The sequence below is a fragment of the Brucella pseudogrignonensis genome (assembly GCF_031454375.1).
GTDB classification, from domain to species: Bacteria; Pseudomonadota; Alphaproteobacteria; order Rhizobiales; family Rhizobiaceae; genus Brucella; species Brucella pseudogrignonensis_A.
On record NZ_JAVDQT010000005.1, the window covers coordinates 212,870 to 234,945 of the forward strand.

The following is a 22,076-nucleotide window of genomic DNA, read 5'->3' on the forward strand; positions in this document are numbered from 1 at the left end:
GTCTCTCCAATTATCAGTTTCGATATAAATTTGGGGTGAGGGCGATGGTCTTTTCTTTTGTGGGTCCCAATCTGCGTCGCGAACTCAGACAATTGAGCTTGCTTGCTCTGTACAGGACCAAATTTCTACATCTACTGCCAATTTGATAGATTGTAAGCGTACTTTCCTCGCTGGCCGAACGGGCTGGCTGGGGATCAGCCGCTGGCCTGCTCTCGAACCAAAGCTGCCGCCGTGCTTGGGCTGAAATACAGGGTTATAATTTTCTTTTGAAAGATGGGATCGTTTGAACATTATCAAACGAAATAAATGCACAAATCATAACAATCTTGCGTTTTGAAACTTGACTCGGACCATCATGTTAAATTAGGACAACAATGCTGACCAATTTCAGGAGGAAGCATTGTGAGCCAGTTGGAACCGCATCTCAGCCTTTATGATCTGTCCGAAGACCGGAGCAGTTGTGGTGTAGGTTTCATTACGCGAAAAGACAGCGTGCAGACGCATGATGTTCTGCTCAAAGCCCATGAGGCGCTGTGCGCAGTGCCGCATCGCGGTGGTATGTCGTCGGAGGGCGTAGGCGATGGCGCTGGTGTTTCTGTCGATCTTTCGCTTGGTTTCTTCCGCAAGCTCACAGGCAAGGATGATCTCGCGCATCGCCGTTATGGCGTGGGCAACTTCTTCTTACCAGCAGATACGTCTCTGCATACGGAGGCAGAAGCAATCATTGAAGCCGCTCTCACTGAGCAGGACTTTACGCTGTTTCTTAAGCGCGACGTCCCGGTCAACAATGATGTCATCCGCCCGAAAGCCGTGCAGTATCAGCTTCCAATCCGGCAATGGGTGTTTTCTATCCATGACGAGGCAGCAAGCGAAGCTGAATTTGATCTTCGCATTCACAAGGCGCTGCTGACCATTGAGGCGCAGGCCTATACCCGCCCGGAATTTACCGGCTTTTATCCGCTGTCGCTGAGCGCACGCATGCAGGTCTTCAAAGGACGGCTCAACTCCGATGAGGTCATTCCTTATTTCTGTGATCTGGTCGATAGTGATCATGCGATCCACACGATCTATTTCCATACGCGGTTTTCGACCAATACCGATCCGCATCCATCGATGGCGCAGCCGTTCCGCTTCATGGCCCATAATGGCGAGCTGAACACCGACCGCAAGAACCGCCTTTCGGAAGCAGCGATCGCGTTGGCAAAGAACGCATCCATCATTCGCCCGAAGGGCCAGTCCGACAGCTGCCGTCTCGACCAAACCTTGCAGATGCGTGTCGTTGAAGACGGGCTTGATCTCGTCACTGCTGTCGTTTCAATGATGCCGCCCGCATGGGAAAACGACGAAACCTTGTCGGCAGACGTGCTGGCGATGCTCGAATTCTTCTCGCTTCAGGAAGAGAAGAATGATGGCCCGGCAGCGCTGATCTTTGGCGATGGCGACATTATCGGTGCACGGCTTGATCGTCTCGGGCTGCGTCCGCTCCGCAGCGTCGAGACGCATGATTATCTTTGCGTTATGTCGGAAGCGGGACAGATTGCTTTTCCACCTGAAACAGTCATCCGCCGCGGACGTATCGAAGCGGGCGGCATGCTTTATTATAATCATGCGGAAAAGCGTGCCTTTGGCACCAATGAAGCGCTGGAAGTGCTCGCCGCCCAGCGGCCCTATCAGGCGCTTCTGCGTGATGCGCGTGTGACACTGGAAGAATTACCGGAAATTCCCGCTGAAAAGCAGGGTTCACCACTGCGTTATAATGGCGATCTGGAGCGCAATCAGCGATATGTCGCTTATTCGCTCAATCAGGAAAGCTTCAAGTTTCTGATGGACCCCATGCTGGCCACGGGTGCCGAAAAGATTTCGGCCATGGGCTATGGCAATGCCATCAACGCGCTGTCTGATCAGGAAGGCGGTGTGGCGAAATATTTCTCGCAGCGTTTCGCGCAGGTGACAAATCCGCCGCTCGATTCCATCCGCGAAGCTGATGGCATGACGCTACGCGTGGCGTTGGGTGCAAAGCCAAATCTTGGCACAAAGGCTGCGCGCCAAATCGTTGTGCAATCGCCAATCCTGACGCATCTCGACATGCTGCGGCTGCGCGAGCAGCAGGAAACGCCGCTTAAGCGTTTTGAAATGCTGTATACTCCTGATCTCAACGATGCAGCTTCCAATGCGCAAGCACTGGAAAAGGCGATTGATGATCTGTGTGCAGCTATCGCCAATTTTGTCAGCAGTGAAGGCGGCATTGCCGTGGTCACAGACCGACATGTATCGCGTGAGCGTGCCGCTTTGCCGATGATTATTGTCGTGTCGGCCATCAATCAAAAACTGATTGAAGAAGGTCTGCGCCTGCGCATGTCGCTGATTGTCGAAAGCGGACAGGTGGCCTCGTCGCATCATGTGGCAACCGTGCTGGGCTTTGGTGCTGCGGCTGTCTATCCGCTGGGTGTGCAGTTCCGCGCTGAAGAAAAATTCGGTGATGAAGCCGACAAGGCTTTCAAGCGCTTTGCCAAGGCGTCTGAAAAGTCACTGATGAAGACCATGGGTAAGGTTGGGCTATGTACAGCGGAGAGCTATATCGGCGGCGAATTTTTTGAGCCGAATTTCCTTGATACCAATGATCCGGTTTTGCGCCGTTATTTTCCCAATGTGAAAACCCCTGTCGGTGGTGTGAACTTCAAGGTCATCGCGCAGGCTGTTGCCGACTGGCACGCTAAGGCACTGACGGTTGGCAGTGAAAATGAAATCCCGCTGCTCGGTCTTTTCAAAGAACGTGCGGAAGGTGCGGGCCATTCCTTCGGCACGACGGCGGTGCGCGGCTTCGTCGATATGACGGAAGAAAAGATCAGCTTTGACGGTGCGGTCACGGAGGAAGATCCTTTCCTGCGCTTGCTTACGCTTGGCCGTCTGGAAGATGCCTTCGGCATCAATGATACGGCTTATCGTGCCAGTGGCTATGACCGGCTGTCGAATGATGCGATTGATCGTTTCAGCATTACGCCGGGCTATCGGTCCTTCATCCGCATGATGAGCGAAGAGCGCGCGCGCCGTCCGGCAGCTTTGCGCGACGTGCTGTCCTTCCCGGCAGATGTGACCTTCCTAACCGCGCCTGAAGATTTCCGAAAAGAAATGGGTCGCTTTTCGCGCAAGGGCAACAACAGCTTCATGGTGCGCGGCTTAAGCTGCGAGACCCTGGGCGATGATCAATTCCGGCTGAAGCTTACGGGCCTTCTGGGTGGTGATCTTGCACGACTTGCGGCGCTTGGTCAGTCACTGGTGATGCGCTTTCAGTCTGATGTTCTCGGTCACTGGCTTGAAGGCGGTGCGCTGATCGTTCATGCGGCGGGACAGGCGCTTGATTATCTTGGTCTGATCCGTTCAGCCCCCGACAGCATCGGGCTTGATGCCGTGCAGAAGGCCAGCGAAATAACGCCACTTCTGACATCGGGTGCCATGAGCCACGGCGCTTTGGTCTCCAACGCCCATGAAGCGGTTGCACATGGCACCAATATGGTCGGTGGCATGTCGAATTCGGGCGAGGGCGGCGAACATATTTCACGCTATGGCACGATCCGCGCGTCGCGCATCAAGCAGTTTGCGTCGGGCCGCTTTGGTATCTGGGCAGGCTATCTTGCCGATCCGATGCTGGAAGAGCTGGAAATCAAGATCGGGCAGGGCGCAAAGCCCGGCGAGGGCGGTCAGCTTCCAGCTCAAAAAGTGACGGTGGAAATCGCTGCAGCGCGTGGCGGCACGCCGGGCGTCGAGCTTGTTTCGCCACCCCCACACCATGATACTTATTCCATCGAAGATCTTGCGCAGTTGATCCATGACTGTAAAGCAGCGCGCGTTCGCGTCATCGTCAAGCTCGTGTCATCAGAAGGCATCGGCACAATTGCGGTCGGCGTCGCCAAGGCGGGCGCAGATGTTATCAATGTCGCAGGCAATACCGGCGGCACGGGTGCTGCGGCTGTGACCAGCCTCAAATATACTGGTCGTGCGGCTGAAATCGGCATCGCAGAAGTGCATCAGGCGCTTTGCGCCAATGGTCTACGGCAGAAGGTCAAGCTGCGTTGCTCGGGTGCACACCAGACGGCCAGCGATGTGGTGAAGTCTGCGCTGCTTGGCGGTGACAGTTTCGAGTTCGGCACCACGGCACTGATGATGCTTAAATGCGTCATGGCCAAAAACTGCAATGTGAAATGCCCGGCGGGTCTGACCACCAATCAGGAAGTCTTTGACGGCGATCCACGTGCGCTTGCGCAATATCTGATGAATATCGCCCATGAAACGCGCGAAATTTTGGCACAGCTTGGCCTGATATCGCTGGCGCAAGCGCGTGGCCGTTCTGATCTGCTGCACTTGCTTGATCATCCGTCGAGCGTCGGCCAGCTTGATTTGCGCGCCATGCTTGCTGTGGTCAATGAAGTGCGTATCGACGATCCGGTCTATATGGAAAAGGACTATTCGGTCGATGATGGCTTTATCGAGCTGCTGCGTCATGCGTTGATTGATGGTGAGCGTGCATCTGTGACGCTCGGTGGCAATCGTTTCCTCAACAATCGCAACAAGAGTGTTGGCGGTCAGCTTGCGGTCGATATTGAGCGGATGCTCAATTATGAGATCACTGACGAGCAGGCAGCCAAAGCGCCCGCGGTTCTGACCGATAAGCGCGGACGGCGTTATCTTGATGCTGAGAGCGTGAAGATTTTCACCTCCGGTTCCGCTGGTCAGTCCTTTGGCGCGTTCTGTAATGACGGCATGGCGCTCACCCATATTGGCACCTGCAATGACGGTGTGGGCAAGAGTGCGGGCGGCGGCACCATCGCGGTGCGTTCGCCGGGCGGCGGTTCGGAAGGACCGGGCGGCAATGTACTGATCGGTAATTTCGCTCTGTTTGGTGCAACCGGCGGCAGGCTTTTTGTTGAAGGTCAAGCCGGTGATCGCTTTGCGGTGCGCAACTCCGGCTCTTCTGCTGTGGTCGAGGGCGTTGGTGATTTCTGCTGCGAATATATGACCAACGGCGCGGTGCTTAATCTTGGCGGCTTCGGCAAGGGTTTTGGAAACGGGATGAGCGGCGGTTTCGCCTATCAATATGATCCTTATGGCGAATTGGGCGCAAAGGTCAGCCATGACTCGATCCTGATCGGACGTCTGGATGTTGAAGGCGATCCGCAATGTGCCTTCCACGCCGATGCCATTTATCAGATGCTGCAATGGCATGTCGCAGCCACAGGTTCCCAAAAGGCGCAATGGCTGATTGAGAACTGGGAAAGCGAAAAGCACAATTTCGTCTATGGCATGCCTCGTGCGCTGCTGCTCTATCAGGATAGCGATGCGATCCTCAAAGCAAAGAGCCGCAAGGATCTGGTTGAGGAACTCGCAACCGCCCTGTCAGCGCATCAGCTCCGCAAGTTCAAGCTTGCCTATCGCAATCGCAAGGCTGTGCTGAACGGTCGTGTTCCGGGCTATGGCGAAACTGATACCGAGGAGATGTTCACGCTTCTCAACAATTATACGGTGCTGAGCATGGCGCAGGCCATTGCAATGGCGCGTGTGCCAAATGCCAGCGGACCATCTGATCCGGCGGTCGATAAAGCCGTGCGCAATCTGGTGCTGACCGAAGACTTTTCGCTGATGCACAGGCTGAGCCGTTATTCCCGCGAAGCAGTTGCCGATTATGACGATGAAGCACTCGCTGTCATGGTCGCAGCCAAGCGGTTGCGCGATTACAAGGAGGCGCTGCAAGGCCGCAACACGCTTTCCATTGATAGTCTTGGCACCTATGGCTGGATCATTCATCAGACACAGAAAAACATCGCGAGGATCGGGCGTATCCCAAGCTTTGAGGAGCTTTTCGCCCGCCAATCGATGGAAAATCTGACGGTCGCAAAGAAGCAGGTGTGAGGCAGATCATGAAGCTCCCATATATCCCGGAAGATGCTCCCTTCAGTGCCGATCAGCGCGCATGGCTGTCCGGCTTTCTGGCCGGTCTGCATTCACGCCTTGCAATTGCCGGTGAGGCCAATGCAGTTGCTACATCATCGGCTGCAAAGTCTGTGACGCCTCTGCATATCCTGTTTGGCACACAGACCGGCAATGCCGAAATGGTGGCAAGTGACGCCGCCGCCGCGGCGCGCGGTCTCGGATTTGCGCCTGAAGTGCTCGGCCTTGATGATATGGACATGGCGAAGCTTGCCGATGTGAAACGTGCGGTCATCATCACCTCGACTTATGGCGAGGGTGAAATGCCGGACAATGCGCAGCTTTTCTGGGATGCTTTGTCATCGTCAGATGCGCCGCGTCTTGAGAACCTCAATTTCGCCGTGCTTGCCTTGGGCGACACCAGCTATGATGGGTTCTGTCAGGCGGGTAAGCTGATCGATATGCGTCTGGAGCAGCTTGGTGCAACGCGTTTTGCCGCACGGCTTGATTGCGACATTGATTTTGAAGATGCGGCTGCAAGCTGGCTCAATGATACGCTGCCGCTGGCCTCAACGGGCGATCAGGCACAGGCTGGCCCACAAGTGGCAACAGAGGCAGCCGCTCCCCGTGCAGCTTCAGCGTGGAACCGCAAAAACCCTTATGCTTCGCGGCTTGTGGTCAACCGGCTTTTGTCGGGTTCGGCTTCGTCGAAAGAAATCCGCCATTACGAATTTGATCTGGCAGATAGTGGTCTCAACTATGAAGCGGGTGACGCGCTGGGCGTTGTTCCGGTCAATGATCCGGCGCTGGTTGATCTCCTGATCAAGCGTCTCGGTGCCGATGCGGAAATGCCACTGGGCGACACGACCCTTGGCGCGGCTTTGTTGAGAAGCCTCGAAATTTCAACGCCGTCGCGTGACCTCATTGCTGAAATCGAACGCCGCGCTGGTAATGACGAGCTGAGCTTTGTTCTACGCAATGGCGACAAGGAAGCGCTTGATGCTTATCTGTGGGGCAAGGATATTTACGATCTGCTGATGCTTAATCAGGGGGTGGCAATTTCGCCCGCCGAGCTTGTCGCTTTGATGAAGCCATTGCAGCATCGCGCCTATTCCATTTCGTCCAGTCCCCATGCAGCAGGCTCGCATGTGCATCTGACGGTGGCAAGTGTGCGCTATCATGCCGATGGTCGCGATCGCGGTGGCGTCTGCTCGACATATCTCGCCGACCGGCTGGCAAGCGCTGCCACGGCTGGCGTTTTCGTGTCGCAGAACAAGGCATTCCGCGTGCCGTCTGACAATGATGCGCCGATGATCATGGTTGGACCGGGCACCGGCATTGCGCCGTTCCGTGCCTTTTTGCAGGAGCGCCGGGCGCGTGATGCGAAAGGGCGTAACTGGCTGTTCTTTGGCGATCAGCATAGGGCCAATGATTTCATCTATGAGGATGAGCTGGGTGATATGAGCCGCGATGGTTTGCTAACCCGGCTTGATTTGGCTTTTTCACGCGATCAGGACGCGAAAATTTACGTTCAGACCCGCATGAAAGAGAATGGCAAGGCGCTGTTCTCATGGCTGGAAGAGGGCGCGTCTTTCTATGTCTGTGGTGACGCAAGCCGTATGGCACGCGATGTTGATACGGCACTGACGGATATCATCGCGACACATGGCAATATGAGTGCAGATAAAGCCACCGATTATGTCGCTGGTCTGCGTCGTGAAAAGCGCTATCTGCGCGACGTTTATTGATACCAATCAGACCAAGCTATTATTGCGAGTGTGGTGAATTTGGGGTTCTTATCATCAGATTGTTTTCTCATGTTAGAACTCCAAATATACCACTAATTTGAATCAATCTTGCTCAATTGATTCAAAACATTCATTGGATATTAGCGAGGGGATGAATCACATTCCTTCGTATGAACACACCAAACTCATGGCAGATTGATCTGCAACGCCGCAATCCATCTCAAAACATGGCTCGTTTCTATGGCTTGTCAATTCAGGTCGATCTTTTTGGTATATGGATTCTATCACGCAATTGGGGGCGAATTGGAAGTGTTGGGCAATCAAAGTACCAGTCATTCAATAACGCGCAAGATGCATATATAATTCTTGATCGATTGCATCGTCAAAAACTCAAGAGAGGCTATACGCCAGTCAGAACGGGCACCTCTTAAATTGTCTGAGTCTTTCGAAGTAACCCTATTGATATATAGTCGCAGCCTTCGCAGGGCTCTCAATCTGACAGTTAAATAGTAATAGACTATGCTTAACGCTTGGCAGTCGCGGTTTATTAAGTTCCATAACATATCTTATGCGATCACCTTGTGTAGCAGGGGTACATTCTATTTTAAACTGCAACATGCCAATGAATTCATGTGGTTAGCCATGGAAGAAATTGGATGTCAACTTGCTATTCACAGATCACTTTGCGTGAACGGCGTCGGTTATTTGAGCTGAAACAGCTTAAAGTCCCTCTTGGCGACATTGCGCGGCTGATGGCTCGCCATCGCTCGACGATCTATCGCGAGATCAAACGCAACAGCTTTCGGGACACTGAGATACCAGACTACAATGGCTATCATAGCGTTGTTGCCGACAATATCAGCAAAGACCGCAGAACGCGGTTGCGCAAGCTCAGACGTTATCCAGAGCTGCGCAAGTTCGTCATTGAACAATTGGAAGCACACTGGTCACCAGAGCAGATCTGCGGCCGACTGATTAGCCATGGTCTGAGCGCGATACGTCTGTGTGCCGAAACAATCTATCGCTTCATTTACTCAAAGGAAGAATATGGGTTAAAGCTGTATGAGCATCTGGCCGAGATGCGCACAAAGCGCTGCCCACGCGGCACCAGAAGATCGCGCAGCTCCCGCATTCCAGAAGCGTTTCGCATTCATCAACGTCCTGATTTTATTGGCAATCGTCTGCAATTCGGCAATTGGGAGGGTGATTTGATCATCTTTGATCGTGACCTCGGAGAAGCCAATGTCATGACACTTGTTGAACGCAAAAGTCGTTACTGCGTCATCATTAAAAACAGCAGTCGGCACTCAAAGCCTATCATGAACAAAATCATTCAGGCCTTTGCAGCGCTGCCTTATCATGCACGCCGCAGTTTTACCTTTGATCGTGGTTCCGAGTTTATGGCGTATCGGACTTTGGAGGATGGAATGGGGGCAAGAAGCTGGTTTTGTGATCCAAACTCACCATGGCAAAAAGGTGCGATTGAGAACATCAACAAGCGCATCCGACGGTATTTGCCCAGCAACACGGACCTGACACAAGTTAGCCAGGCGCAGTTGACCGCCCTCGCCCATAATCTCAATGCAACACCGCGAAAGTGTCTTGGATTTAAGACACCAGCCGAGGCTTTTGCTACATTTTTAAGGATGCAGCATAATCAGATACTCTCACTACCGGCATGATGCAGGTGGGGCAGCTTTTCCAGAACGAAATCACGTGTATTTATTCAGTTAATTAGTTGCATAATTAATTCATATTAATAAATGCATCGGTACAATAATAGCTTACTAATAGTTGCAAATTATAAAATTATGCAAGTAGTATCAAATATAAAGATATGGTGAAATTTATCATATTAGTTTTATATATATGAAATTAGCAAAAGTATAGCAGTCATCAATTCTGATATTTCTTATAATATTATTAATGACACAATTTAAATATATATTTGCCACTATTTAGACGCAATTTATACTAATCATAGAACGACTGGTACCAGCGAAACTTCATACAATGAATCGATGACCTATCGTTATCGAAACACAAAATGGAGACAGCCATGAATATTGAACACAATCAGACAATTCCAGCAAATCCCTCCACTGAGGGGGATGTTCTTCGCGAGAAGGGGATCGGCGCCGGTACGAATACCGGGCATGTATACGAAATGGATGATGACATGATCTTCGATACTGCCCTGGCAACGATGCAGGTGAGCGTCAGCGGCGGCTACTCTTAATCGAAAATGCGGGAGGGCGTTTTGTGCCCTCCTTTTCTACTCGATGCTATGGAGGAGAACATTATGGACAATGCCGCATTAATTTCCGCATTTCCATCAAAGGCACGTACCGATCTGGCGCGTCAGAATTACTATTTCAAGGTTCTATCAAGTCTAGCATATCTTATTTCCGTAGGGGCGCCTAACCGGGATTGTCCCAATATCTCATCATTGGTGAGAACCCCTCTTAGTTCTGGAGCCTTGGAGCCGCGACTATTTTATCTCCATGATGCGCTTTTGCTTGCCATGCGCGCACAAGACGTCAACCGTGTTCAACAAACATTGCAGGCGGTGGAAGAGGTAGCGAAAGCCGGCATGAGGATCAAGAACGATCATATACCGGAGATAATATCTATCGGTGATGCTGATTGGGAAAATTTTATAGTCGAGAATTCTATCAATCTAGGAGAAGAATATTTCAATAAGTGTCCAGAAATCGCTCCTGTTTCGGAGGATGTCGCGGCTGAACAGCGCGGAAACGTGATCGCAGCACTAGAACTCATTGAAGAATTTTTCCCCGCTATGCACGAAGAGGTTCAGGGGCTTCTCAATAAGCTCCGGCTGTTTAAGGGTGCCGTAACAATGGGGATTACAGACGTCCGAATGTTCGGATGCATGTTGATCCGAACGCCGCGGCCGGAGGTTAACACTCAACTCTATTATGCTGAACATATCACTCACGAGACTTCGCATATGTATCTCAATGCAGCGATGTCTATAGATCCTATATTGCTAAATGATCGTTCGGAACTTTTTACATCCCCACTTCGACCTGACCCACGGCCAATGATTGGTGTTTTTCATGCGACTTTCGTCACATCCAGAATTGTCCAACTATTCGAAAGTCTCTCTCAAGATTGGGCCGCTTCAGAGGACACGGACGTGTACCTTTACCAGCAATTGGATGAACTAAAAGCTGGGATCAACGAAGTGACGAGGGGCGCGAAGCTTACGCCGACGGGAGCACTCCTACTCCGAGAGTTCGAAGAAATAGCACAGAATGCCGATCAGGTTATAGCAAAGTCCGGTTTAGATACCGGCAAGGTGTATATGCACCGCTTCGGCGGTGGAACAGAATTCAAGCCTGCCAAATCAATTGACAAGTCGGTCGAGACACATGGATAGGAGTTCAGGCCATGAATATTTCTGCCATTGTGGCCTCTGTGAGAAGAGAGCTAGACGGCAAGGGCTGGAGTTTTATCGAGGGTGGTGAATCTTCTGTCTTCGACCAAGTCACAGACACATTAGCAAACAAGCTATACGACAGCGATATCCGCCTTGACGACCGCTTTCCGCATACGGTGTCGAAGCCAGCAGCAATCGCCTTTCATTGCGATAGTCCACGAGCGAGGTACATTGCTTGGCTATGCATCGCAAGTGGAGAGAGGAGCGTACCGCTTAAACTCGTCGATACTTGGAGCGTGTTGGCGAAAATGGACGAAGACACTGTCGCAACACTCGCAGCAACTAGATTGGGGTTCAATTGTCGCATAACAGAAAAATTATGTTCCATGCCCATAGTCAGCAAAAATGCAGCTGATGATGAGGTCATCGTATTCTTCAATCGCTTGAATGCACCGAAAAACTTATCAGAAAGGCAAAGACAGGCAGTTGCCGACTTTACAAGTTCTGTTGATCGGGCTGAAGCCGTTGAGATAAATTTTCGATCCAATGATATACTTATAGTGAAAAATCACCGAATTGTGCATGGAAGAGATGCATTAGATGAAAGTTCCAATCGACACCTGGTTCGTCGTTTGCTTGACGATCCGTCGGTAAGTCTTCCTATCAAATTCGTTCGAGCCTCGAATGTCGTCACAACACACTGATAATGAGAATAGGCGGAAGCTGAAAATTCCCGCTCTACCGTTCCGTGTCGCGACTAAGCTGTGCGTCAATGGGGAATGGTGGTACGCAAAAGCTGCGCTTTCGCTTCGTTGTGTCGGACAAGCATTGCCAGTCTTTGGATTTTCGTGCTCCGAAAGCAAAGAGCAGGCGATAAAGTCAGCCAAGTTTGAATGCGTGGAGCACTTGTGGGGAAGAATGGAGTTTTATACCTCTGGCAGCCTTGCTGAACACTTGCCTGTACAATCGTGGCCATCTGGAAGTTGCGTTGGGAAAATCGCGCGAAGCAAGTTGCTTATAGGATCTAGTGCACCTCAAACAGCGGCTTTGAATGCCACGGGACTAGCATTAGGTTCACCAGAGCACGACGCCATTTCGCACTCCGTGATGGAGCTATTTGAACGACATTATGCGGCAAGTTGGTGGAATAAAGAGACGCTCACCCTTCGACGAAAGTACGCTGACATTGATGCCAACAGAATAAGAGCCGTGCTCGTTAGGCAGGTTGAGAGAGGATATTTCGCTGTCAGTTTGGAGGTCGATCAGTCGCTTCCGCTTACATGCTTTGGATCAGCCTTTCGAAGCGACTACTTGTCAGCAGTAAGGCATGCTGAGGAAGAGTATATCATGCTGAAAACCGATATGTCTGATAGTACGAAAATCAGCAACAGGCATAGATGTCTTGTTGATGAAAGCTATTGCAGATCAATATATGAAAAACTCCTCACTAAGTTTTCATTTGACCATGAGTTTAATGAAACTCCAATTCCGAATTGCTATTATTCATACTTATATTCGGAAGAAGATATAATTCTTGTTCGTGCATTTTCGGATAATGCACTAGATGTAACGCGGAATTTATCGGAGATCAGGAGTCCATTCCTATGAACCTAAGTTCCATTGTATTTCTGTTTAGTGCCTTCTATCCAACATCCATCGGAATGCTGATAACAACGATTATTGGTATCTCGACATTACGGAATGAAAGTGCACTCTTATCTTCCGTAATATTTGCGCTTCCGTTTGTGATAACCATTGTAGTGTCACCAATCGTCGCGAAGTTGTTAAAGGGATTACCAAGAGATAATATCATAAAAATACAGTATTTAACAAGATCGCTATTGATTGTATCGGTTCTGACAACTCTTTATGTTGTCTTGCAGGAAAAAATATACGTGATATTCCCATATGTATTACTTTTGACGACCTTGTGTTTTGATCAAGTTTTGACGAGTGATGCTCCTTTAATTGCCAAGGATATATATGGCACGCAGTTTAGCTCGGCAACTGCATTTGGTAATTTTCTTGGCCGCGGTTTCCAGAGTGTAACGCCTGTCGTTGCGGCTTATCTGGCAGCTTCGAACCATGGGATTTTTTGGGTTTCACTCATTACCGTGACTGCCTTTCTCGGTCTGCTCTATCCCTATGTAGTTGCATTGGTGCAAGATGAGTTTGAAAAGCCAGCACAAAAGAAAAGCGATACTACTAACACGTCAAACGGAGCATTGTACGACAGTGACGCATGGGGAAAGTGGTATGTCGTATTTAGTGTTTTGGTGAACCTATCGCAAGGATCTGTGGCTTTCGTGTTGATCGCAATTGATCCCAATTATTATGGACCCATCTATTCCAGTATCCTTTATGGTGCATTTTTTATTGTTCAAATAGCTGTGCTGACTGGATTTTTGCGTATGGAAACTATTAGCAGGCTCCCCACTGGAGTGACGTGGTTTCTTTTTTTTAATGCGATAGGGCTACTCATTCTTTCCATACTAGGGAACTCTTCGGCCATCGCAATCATAGTGGCTGTTATTGGACTTGCGTACGGTGTCTCCATTCCGCTTCTGTCTGAGGTCATATTAGGTCGTTTACGGGGCCCACATTTTAGACAGTATTTGGCGAATGCAAAAAGTGGTGGGAGGCTCGCGTCTATTTTCGCCTTGTGGGCAGCGGGTTTGGCACTGTCAAGGGGTATCTCGTCGAGCCATCTACTTATGATTTCAAGTATATTTCTGGCAGGAAGTGCTGCGATCCTGGCAGTATTAGCTAAACGCCTTCAAAAAGCTGATGACATATCAACGGCAGCAGTGTCAGGCGACAACGCTATTTCCGGTGGTTAATGGCCGGTTGCGTTGGGGTACATTCTATCATAAGCATGCAATATGCCATTGAATTCATGTGCTTAGCCGTGGAGGAAATTGGATGTCGAATTGCTATTCGCAGATCACTTTGTCCGAACGTCGCCGCCTTTTCGAACTTAAACAGCTTAAAGTCCCTCTCGGCGACATTGCACGCTTGATGGGTAGTCATCGCTCGACGATCTATCGCGAGATCAAGCGCAACAGCTTTCGGGACACGGAGATACCAGACTATAATGGCTATCACGTCTGATCCCGGTCGATCGGCGACTTTTACGCCATTGTGCGCGCCGCGTTAATCATGACCTGTTTACGCATGAAGTCACAAGAGTTGCGAATGATGAATTTATGGGGTCCATAACAACAGGCTTTATGCGAAACGCTATGCGTAGTGCAGAAACCATGATGCGGGCTTCTTCAAACTAAGGTGGGCATGCAACACGCCCGCCAGTGTCCGTTTGAAGTTCAGATCCACTTGTACGGATTATACTCAGATACCCCTGGTGATCGAAGTGGCCCTCGCCTATTTGGCGCAACACCGTCCCCGATGGAAGATTGATTTGATGACGAAATATAACCGCACCCGGAGCCAGCGGGATCATGGGTGGCTGATCCTGGTGATGATGTTTATGGTGCTTGTGTTTGAGCGCATCAATGGTCAGCACCGTGCCACCGATTAGTGCGCCGCCAAACAAAGGGTTTCTGGCTATCGTGTTGTTGTCGGTGGATTGAGCTAAGGCACTGTGTAGTGCAGACAGGTTCAAAGCAGCGAGGAATGTCAGTGTAATCATCAGCCGCCTGTCAAAACCCTCAAAACATACATTATCAATAGTGGAAACAGGCATTGTCACTGCGGAATATACGATATAATATATCTGGATATACACCAATAGATATACATGAGGACCAATGCCCCTCTATATTCGCGACGATGAAGTTGATGCCCTGGCTATCAAGGTCATGAATATGACCAAAGCACCCAATAAAACGGAAGCCGTACGTCGTGCGCTGATGCACGAGTTGGCACGTAGCAGCAAAACCGTTCCTCTGAAGGACAGAGTAGACCAAATCACTCTGCGCATAAAAGCCAGAATGGGCCAAAATCAAACAGATTTCGACCCCAAGAAATTTGCTGATGATATGTGGGGCTCGTAATGTTTCTGGATGCATCAGCTATTGTTGCCATTCTGACTGGCGAGGAAGACGGCGGATATTTTCTTGCTAAGATCGAAGCCAGTAAGAAGCCTATTTATGTCTCAGCGCTATCGATTTTTGAAGCTGTCATTACGATCGCGCGCAAAGAATCCGTTTCGCACAATGGCGCAAACGCACCGACGCCGCCTGCCATGATTGAACAATCACAAACCGATGTGACAGAGTTTCTGAGTATCATCGGCGCGAAAGAGCTGCCCATCAACGGATCTCTGCACAAGGTCGCTATTGCTGCGGCTTCTGAATATGGCCGCTTTGTTGCACATCCAGCGCAGCTTAATTTTGGTGATTGTTTTACCTATGCCTGTGCAACTGCCAATCATTTGCCGCTCCTCTTTAAAGGCAATGATTTCGTACACACTGACATTGAGCGCGCCTGAAGCATTCTAAGCATAAGTGATCGAAAAAGAGGTGGCACTAAAATAGTCTTATGCTGTTTAATAACAATCACTTCTTTTTAGTTTCTGCTTATATTCAGTTATACCCCAGACTGTAAGGCCTCTTCGAGCCCCAGCGACGGATACATTGCTGTGATAGCATTGATATCATCCATCAATTCTGCGATTAACCAGTCGCGAACCTGCGCCACAATGGGACGAACAGGCTTGCCCCGCAGACGCACCAGATGACATTTGCGATGCGTTGGTAATAGCCGATTTTGAGCTGGGATTAAAGCGTTTGTCCGAAGCCAATGCGCAACGACATTTAACCAGCCAATCGCCACCCCCTGCCCCAGCAATGCGGCCTGAACAACAATGGCATAGTCAGAGAACAGCATTTCATCGTGAGCTGCCCGACCGCGCGCGGGTAGGAAAAAATCCGGCCAGTTAGGCTGCGCCTCACTCAGATTAATAAGCGTTGTCGCGGGCTGATCCAGAACCGAAGTCGCTTCATCATGCTCTCTTTGATAGGTCGGGCTACAAATCGGCACGAGTATTTCGGGCATAACGAAAGTGGCTTCATGATTATCATCACCACCTTCTACAAATCTCATACCGAGATCAACGTCATTCACTGGGCCAGCCAGCGGCCCCATAATTAATTCGAACCGCAGATCAACGCCGGGAAAAGTCTTCTTAAAAGCCGCCATGCGCGGCATCACCCAATGCGTCGTAAAACCGGTTGAAAGCGAGAGCGTAACCGTTTGAACGCCCTGTTTTCGGTCGCTGATTTCTCTTAATGCCTGTTCAATGCCAGCGAAGCCCCGGTCAATCGCATCATGTAGAATCTTACCGTACTCGGTCAGCGTGACACCGCTCGTCGTGCGAATGAAAAGCTGTACATCCAGATGCTCTTCAAGTCGCCCGATCATACGACTGATAGCGGCTGGCGTCACGTTCAGCTCCTGAGCCGCTTTGGAAAAATTTCCATGACGTGCTGCTGCCTCCAATGTGAAAAGGCCATTCATCGAAGGAAGAGCGCGTCGCAAAATCGTCATTACATTTTGTAACATCGTCTCAAGCTTTTTTCAATTGCGCCCGTCGCAGTTATTTGTTCTCCTACTCATCAAGAAAGGAGAAAATCCTTCATTATCGTCAGGGGAACAAAGCATTCGTAAGCGCTCAGTGCCAAAGCAGTTATGCGCAAAACTAATGTTTAGCTCTTCCATTGAATGCAGCAGATCGAGCCTGACCAATATTTGATCAGTCGATAAAATATTTAGTGGAATCAAATGACTGAAACCAAAAAATCGTCAAGTGTTGGAGTTTCCATCCGTTCAGCGACGAAGACCTATGGAGCTTTCTGCGCACTTGATTCAGTCAGTCTTGATGTTGCGCCCGGTGAATTCGTCTCAATTCTGGGGCCATCCGGTTCCGGTAAAACAACATTTCTTGGCATTCTTGGCGGATTTGTTCAGCCCACATCCGGTTCCATTTGGTTGGGTGATCGCGATATTACATTGGAGCCACCGCACAAACGCGACATTGGCATCGTCTTTCAGAACTATGCCCTGTTTCCACACATGAACGTCGCCGACAATATCACATTTCCATTGCGTGCACGCCGGATGCCAAAATCGGAGTGGCCAGAAAAACTGCGCGATGCACTAGCAATGGTTGAACTGACAGGACTTGAAGGCCGCAAGATTGACGAATTGTCAGGTGGCCAACGACAGCGTGTCGCTCTTGCCCGCGCAATGATCTTTGAGCCGCGCCTCATTTTGATGGATGAGCCGCTTTCAGCGCTCGACAAGCAACTGCGTGAAAACATGCAGATTGAGCTCAAACAGCTGCATCGCAAGCTTGGTGCAACGATTGTTTATGTCACGCATGACCAGCGCGAAGCTCTTACCATGAGTGACCGCGTTGCGATCATGAACAAGGGCAAAATCGTGCAGATCGACACGCCGGAAATGCTGCACGACCGGCCAATAAATTCGTTCGTCGCCAGCTTCATCGGTGAAGCTACGATTCTACCCGTCACTAGAAATGGTGACAATAGTGTCAGCCTTGCAGGCACGACGCTGCGCTCAGCTTACCCGATTCCGCAAGGCGAAAAACTCTATCTCGCACTCCATTCCGAAAAGCTGACTGTCAACGACCAGCCCGGAAGCGACCATGTAAATCGTCTGCGTGGCACCGTTATCGACGCACTTTATCAGGGCGAAAGCATCCGCGTTTTCATGCAGCTACCCTCTGGCGAAAAATTAAGTTTCCGTCTGCCGACCAATCACGCAGGTCGTGCGCAACTGCGCGCCCCCGGCGAAGAAATCGAAATTGCACTTCACCCGGAAGACACGGTGATTGTGCCGCAAACCAACTAACGATCACGCATAAGTATTACGAGGAAAACAGCAATGAAGATCACAGATTTTAAAGTGATGACCTTTGACGTCGTGGGCACTTTGATCGACTTTGAAAGTGGCGTTTTGAATGCAACCCGCAAAGTCGGCGGCGAAAAGGCTGCCAAGCTGAGCGACGATGAAATCTTCGGCCCATACATTCGCGGGCGCGATAAATTTTACGGTCGTTCTTCGTCGGCGATGAAGGATGTTTACCTTCACATGGCAACGGAACTCGGCATCAACAACGATCAGGCTTCCGCAGACTTGTTCCAGTTCGCCATTCTGCATCACCCCGCTTTTGAAGATTCCATTGCAGCACTGAAGCGTCTGCGCAAAAACTTCCGTCTCGTCGCCATGACCAATGCTGACCGCACTACGTTCTCAGCCTATTCGGAAACACTCGAAAACCCATTCCATGACAGCGTGACCTGCGATGAAACCGGATATGCAAAACCAAATCCGAATTTCTTTGCTTACAACAAAGGCCGTCAATCAGCGTTTGGCTTCAAACCATCAGAAATCCTGCACGTAGCTCAGAGCCAATACCACGATATCGGCATAGCAAAAGAGCTGGGCTACACAACCTGCTGGATCGAGCGCCGTCAGGGACAAAACGGCTTTGGCGGTACGCCGACACCCAAGGGCGTAACAAAGCCTGACTTCCACTTCTCGACATTGAAGCAGCTTGCAGACGCAATTGACGCTGAACTCCTTTCAGCTTCAGTCGCAAACGCAGCATAGATCGGAGCGTCACCCCACCATGACGACACGCCCACCCTTCGATGACATCAAATCCCTATGGCAAGCAACAGCCGTTGAGCGCCCGCAATTTTCAGCGATTGCAGGCGGAAGCCAATATGATGTCGCGATCATCGGAGGTGGCTATACCGGCCTTTCAACAGCACGATACTTGGCACGCAAAGGCCTGTCAGTGATCGTGCTGGAAGCAAGCCGTATCGGATGGGGCGCGAGTGGACGCAATGGTGGCGTCGTCTCTGCTAAATTCCGGCTGGCATATCGCGATATTGCCAGCCGCTTCGGCATCGATGTCGCCCGGCGTATGCACGATATCAGCATTGAAGCGGTAGAACATGTCGGCGAACTGGTCCGCGATTACGCTATCAAAGATGCAAATTATCACGCCTCAGGCTCTCTCCGGTGCGCCCATAATCAGGTCTCGCTTGATGCAATCAAAGCGGAATGCGCCTGGCTGAATGAAGCACTCGGCGACACGGCTTGTTCGATACAATCCGCTGCGCAAGTGGCAGAAGAGACGGGGTCAAATGACTTCCTGGGCGGCATGCTCAACACCCACGGCGGCATTATTCATCCGCTCAATTTTGTCTTGGGATTGGCATGCGGTGTGCAGGCCGAAGGCATCACAATATCTGAAAATACACCTGTAATAGGCATCAAACGCCAATCAAACGGCGTTATTGTCGAAACACAAAACGCTGCCATTCGTGCACAGACGGTTGTCATCGCAACCAACTCTTATTCTGACCTGACCAAAGCCACCGCACCCGTGCGAAAGGCAATCATCCCGTTCCGCTCGGCGATGATCGCGACGCAACCACTCACTGGCACAGTAGGCGAAAGCCTTCTTAAAAACGCGCGAAGCTATACCGAAACCCGGCGCATGATGCGCTGGTTCCGCAAGTCTGGCGATCGTCTTATTTATGGCGGCCGCGGTGCATTTGGAAAAACGGATTCCGAAGCAGCATTTACCGCCTTGCACAAAGCGATGGTCAAACAGTTTCCTGAACTTCAATCTGTTCAGGTCACGCATCGCTGGTCAGGCCTTGTTGCTATGACGCTCGATAGTCTTCCCCATGTCGGACGTATCGATGACCGGATTGTCTACGCGCTAGGTTATAACGGAACGGGTGTCGCCATGTCGTCATATATTGGCAAGCATGTGGCTGAGCTTGTGGCTGGCAACAAGGTTGATCTGGGTCTGCTCACGCAACTCCCGCTCAAACAAATCCCTTTTTATGGTCTGCGCGCACCAGCCGTTCGTGTGGTTGCAGGCTGGTATCAGCTTCTCGACGCCATCGGACGTTGAGGGAGATCGAAGCTGTGCGCCGGAGCAGCTGCTTAATCAAGCCGGTAGACAAGAATGGACCCGGAAGGTCCACACAGAGGAGAACGAACATGCGCATACCAACTCTCGCAGTCCTCCTGTCCTCAGCGGCTTTTGTCACTGGTATCAGTCAAGCATCTGCTGAACAGATCACCTTTGTTTCACAAGGCGGCGCCTATCAGGAAGCACAGACCAAAGCTATTCTGGATCCAGTTGCGGAAAAGCTTGGCATCACGATCAATCAGGATAGTTCACCAGATGCATGGCCTGTGATCAAAACGCAGACTGAAACCGGAAAACCGGTTTGGGATGTTATTGATACGCCAGCAAAAGACTGCATTCGCGGCGGCGAGCAAGGCATGATCGAAAAGCTCGATTTCTCCAAGCTGCCGAACGTCAAGGACATGCCAGCTGAATATAAGTCGCCATATTCGGTCGCTTATGAATTTTATTCCAGCGTACTTGCTTATAATAAAGACAAGTTTGGCGATAATGCACCAAAGACATGGGTAGACTTCTGGGACGTTAAGAAATTCCCCGGCACCCGCGCCTTGCGCAATCACCCGCTGGCAACACTTGAAGCCGCTCTGATTGCAGATGGCGTTCCAATGGATAAGCTTTACCCGCTTGATGTCGATCGCGCTTTTAAAAAGCTTGAGGAAATAAAGCCGTTTGTTACCGTCTGGTGGACGTCCGGCGCACAATCGGCGCAGCTTCTGGCCGATGGTGAAGTGGATATGACAATGGCGTGGAACGGTCGCGTTTCCGTTGTGGTGAAAGAAGGTCTGCCGATTGGCTACACCTTCAATCAGGGTTTCCTGCAATATACGTCGCTTTGCATTCTGAAAGGCGCGCCCAATCTTGAAACTGGCGTGAAGTTCATCAACGCAGCGCTGGACCCGGAAATTCAGGCGAACTTCCCAGCCTATATCGATTATGGCCCGGCAAACCCTGCTGCTTATAAGACAGGTAAGATCTCACCTGAACGCGCAACCGAAATGCCAAGTTCACCAGATAATGCAGCCAGACAGGTTCTCGTTTCCGATGAATGGTGGAGTTCGCCAGCAGGTGAAGAAGCTCAGAAGCGTTGGGCTGAATTTATCCAGAAGTAACATCAGCAAGCGCGCATGCCGTTCTGGTGTGCGCGTTTTTCGCAGTTGAGCGATACAGCATGTCACGGTGATCTTAATGAGCAGTCTGGCCCTAAATCCAAGTGAACTTTATAGACGCAAAGAAATGCGGCTGATGTTGTTTCTTCTGGCGCCCGCATTGGCAGTCGTCACCGCTCTGCTGATTGTGCCGCTTGGCTGGCTTGCCTGGCAATCCATCTGGCAAGATGGGGGTTTTACCGCCGTTCACTATCAGCGTTTTCTGACCGAAAACGTCTATTGGATGACATTTCTGCAAACCTTCAAGATTGCATTTATCGTCACAATAGCGGCTCTATTGCTCGGTTATCCAATTGCTTATCTCGCAGCGACCGTGCCGCATAAATGGAGCATCGTCATTCTGGCGATGGTCATTTTACCGTTCTGGACCAGCGTGCTCGTGCGTGCTTATGCATGGCTGATCCTTTTGCAACGAACAGGGCTGGTCAACTCGGCACTCAAAACAATGAGCTTGATCGATGCGCCGCTACCATTGGTGAATAATGAGTTCGGTACTGTTATCGCTACAATCCATATTCTGTTGCCGTTCATGGTGTTACCGCTTTACGCAACTATGCAGAAAATCCCGCGTGAGCTTTCAATGGCAGGATCAAGCCTCGGCGGCACACCGTTTTATGTTTTCACGCGTGTTTTTCTGCCTCTATCCCTGCCGGGAATGATTGCGGGCATGGTGCTGGTGTTCGTGCTTACACTGGGTTTTTACATCACACCGGAACTGCTTGGCGGCGGGCGGACCTATATGGTTTCCATGCTCGTTTCGCGCAACATCGAGGTCTATCACGAGTGGGGGGCTGCATCATCAATCAGTGTTGTTCTGCTGATTTGTGTGTTCCTGATCTTCCGTTTGACCAGCATGGTGATCCCGTTTGAACGCATTATGGGGACGAAGTAAGATC

General features: G+C 50.6%; 18 protein-coding genes and 1 pseudogene. 17 read left to right on the forward strand and 2 right to left on the reverse strand.

All coding sequences use genetic code 11. The features are described 5' to 3' along the window. Positions 1-402 precede the first annotated feature (402 nt). The 10 genes and pseudogenes from J2782_RS15695 to J2782_RS15735 form a co-directional block, all read left to right on the forward strand. On the forward strand, positions 403-5,904 hold the full coding sequence (locus J2782_RS15695) for a glutamate synthase-related protein (RefSeq protein WP_310014256.1): 5,502 nt from the start codon (positions 403-405) through the stop codon (positions 5,902-5,904). A 5-nt stretch (positions 5,905-5,909) separates the two neighbouring features. After that, positions 5,910-7,670 (forward strand): sulfite reductase subunit alpha, encoded by a 1,761-nt coding sequence (locus tag J2782_RS15700; RefSeq protein WP_310014413.1) that lies wholly within the window; start codon positions 5,910-5,912, stop codon positions 7,668-7,670. Positions 7,671-7,840: 170 nt separating this feature from the next. Next, complete coding sequence (locus J2782_RS15705; protein ID WP_310014259.1) at positions 7,841-8,101, forward strand: WGR domain-containing protein; 261 nt, start codon at positions 7,841-7,843, stop codon at positions 8,099-8,101. Between the two features lie 225 nt (positions 8,102-8,326). Then, positions 8,327-9,352, forward strand: a complete 1,026-nt coding sequence (locus J2782_RS15710) for an IS30 family transposase (RefSeq protein WP_310014261.1) — start codon at positions 8,327-8,329, stop codon at positions 9,350-9,352. 377 nt (positions 9,353-9,729) lie between these two features. Beyond that, a complete protein-coding gene (locus J2782_RS15715) occupies positions 9,730-9,909 on the forward strand; it encodes a hypothetical protein (protein ID WP_310014262.1) in 180 nt (59 codons plus the stop codon). A gap of 63 nt (positions 9,910-9,972) precedes the next feature. After that, positions 9,973-11,073, forward strand: coding sequence for an aKG-HExxH-type peptide beta-hydroxylase (locus J2782_RS15720; RefSeq protein ID WP_310014265.1), 1,101 nt, complete (start codon positions 9,973-9,975; stop codon positions 11,071-11,073). Between the two features lie 11 nt (positions 11,074-11,084). After that, a complete protein-coding gene (locus J2782_RS15725; RefSeq protein WP_310014268.1) occupies positions 11,085-11,777 on the forward strand; it encodes a TauD/TfdA family dioxygenase in 693 nt (230 codons plus the stop codon). A gap of 214 nt (positions 11,778-11,991) precedes the next feature. Continuing rightward, positions 11,992-12,681, forward strand: a complete 690-nt coding sequence (locus J2782_RS22890) for a YcaO-like family protein (protein ID WP_404989660.1) — start codon at positions 11,992-11,994, stop codon at positions 12,679-12,681. Then, positions 12,678-13,913 (forward strand): MFS transporter, encoded by a 1,236-nt coding sequence (locus J2782_RS15730; protein WP_310014270.1) that lies wholly within the window; start codon positions 12,678-12,680, stop codon positions 13,911-13,913. Before J2782_RS22890 ends, J2782_RS15730 begins: the two co-directional genes overlap by 4 nt. A gap of 82 nt (positions 13,914-13,995) precedes the next feature. Beyond that, positions 13,996-14,178 (forward strand): annotated as a pseudogene (locus J2782_RS15735) (helix-turn-helix domain-containing protein); the annotation flags it as partial. 175 nt (positions 14,179-14,353) lie between these two features. Here the strand turns inward: J2782_RS15735 and J2782_RS15740 are convergent. Then, entirely contained in the window at positions 14,354-14,722 is a 369-nt protein-coding gene (locus tag J2782_RS15740; protein WP_310014273.1) for a hypothetical protein, read from the reverse strand. Positions 14,723-14,840: 118 nt separating this feature from the next. Between J2782_RS15740 and J2782_RS15745 the strand changes: the two genes are divergently transcribed. Beyond that, complete coding sequence (locus J2782_RS15745; protein ID WP_310014277.1) at positions 14,841-15,086, forward strand: type II toxin-antitoxin system VapB family antitoxin; 246 nt, start codon at positions 14,841-14,843, stop codon at positions 15,084-15,086. After that, the gene (locus J2782_RS15750; protein ID WP_310014280.1) at positions 15,086-15,523 is read left to right on the forward strand and encodes a type II toxin-antitoxin system VapC family toxin; all 438 of its coding nucleotides are present in this window, start codon (positions 15,086-15,088) and stop codon (positions 15,521-15,523) included. Before J2782_RS15745 ends, J2782_RS15750 begins: the two co-directional genes overlap by 1 nt. 98 nt (positions 15,524-15,621) lie before the next feature. On the opposite strand, the gene J2782_RS15755 is transcribed toward J2782_RS15750, so the two are convergent. Then, positions 15,622-16,581 (reverse strand): LysR family transcriptional regulator, encoded by a 960-nt coding sequence (locus J2782_RS15755; protein WP_310014283.1) that lies wholly within the window; start codon positions 16,579-16,581, stop codon positions 15,622-15,624. 234 nt (positions 16,582-16,815) lie between these two features. Here J2782_RS15755 and J2782_RS15760 point away from each other — a divergent pair, with 234 nt between their 5' ends. The 5 genes from J2782_RS15760 (at position 16,816) to J2782_RS15780 (ending at position 22,072) form a co-directional block, all read left to right on the forward strand. Then, positions 16,816-17,907, forward strand: coding sequence for an ABC transporter ATP-binding protein (locus tag J2782_RS15760; protein WP_310014286.1), 1,092 nt, complete (start codon positions 16,816-16,818; stop codon positions 17,905-17,907). A 33-nt stretch (positions 17,908-17,940) separates the two neighbouring features. Continuing rightward, a complete protein-coding gene (locus J2782_RS15765) occupies positions 17,941-18,669 on the forward strand; it encodes an HAD-IA family hydrolase (RefSeq protein WP_310014287.1) in 729 nt (242 codons plus the stop codon). A 19-nt stretch (positions 18,670-18,688) separates the two neighbouring features. Next, positions 18,689-19,993, forward strand: a complete 1,305-nt coding sequence (locus J2782_RS15770) for an NAD(P)/FAD-dependent oxidoreductase (RefSeq protein WP_310014289.1) — start codon at positions 18,689-18,691, stop codon at positions 19,991-19,993. A gap of 89 nt (positions 19,994-20,082) precedes the next feature. Then, on the forward strand, positions 20,083-21,123 hold the full coding sequence (locus J2782_RS15775) for an ABC transporter substrate-binding protein (protein ID WP_310014290.1): 1,041 nt from the start codon (positions 20,083-20,085) through the stop codon (positions 21,121-21,123). A gap of 76 nt (positions 21,124-21,199) precedes the next feature. Beyond that, positions 21,200-22,072, forward strand: a complete 873-nt coding sequence (locus J2782_RS15780; RefSeq protein WP_310014291.1) for an ABC transporter permease — start codon at positions 21,200-21,202, stop codon at positions 22,070-22,072. The last annotated feature ends 4 nt before the right edge of the window (positions 22,073-22,076 follow it).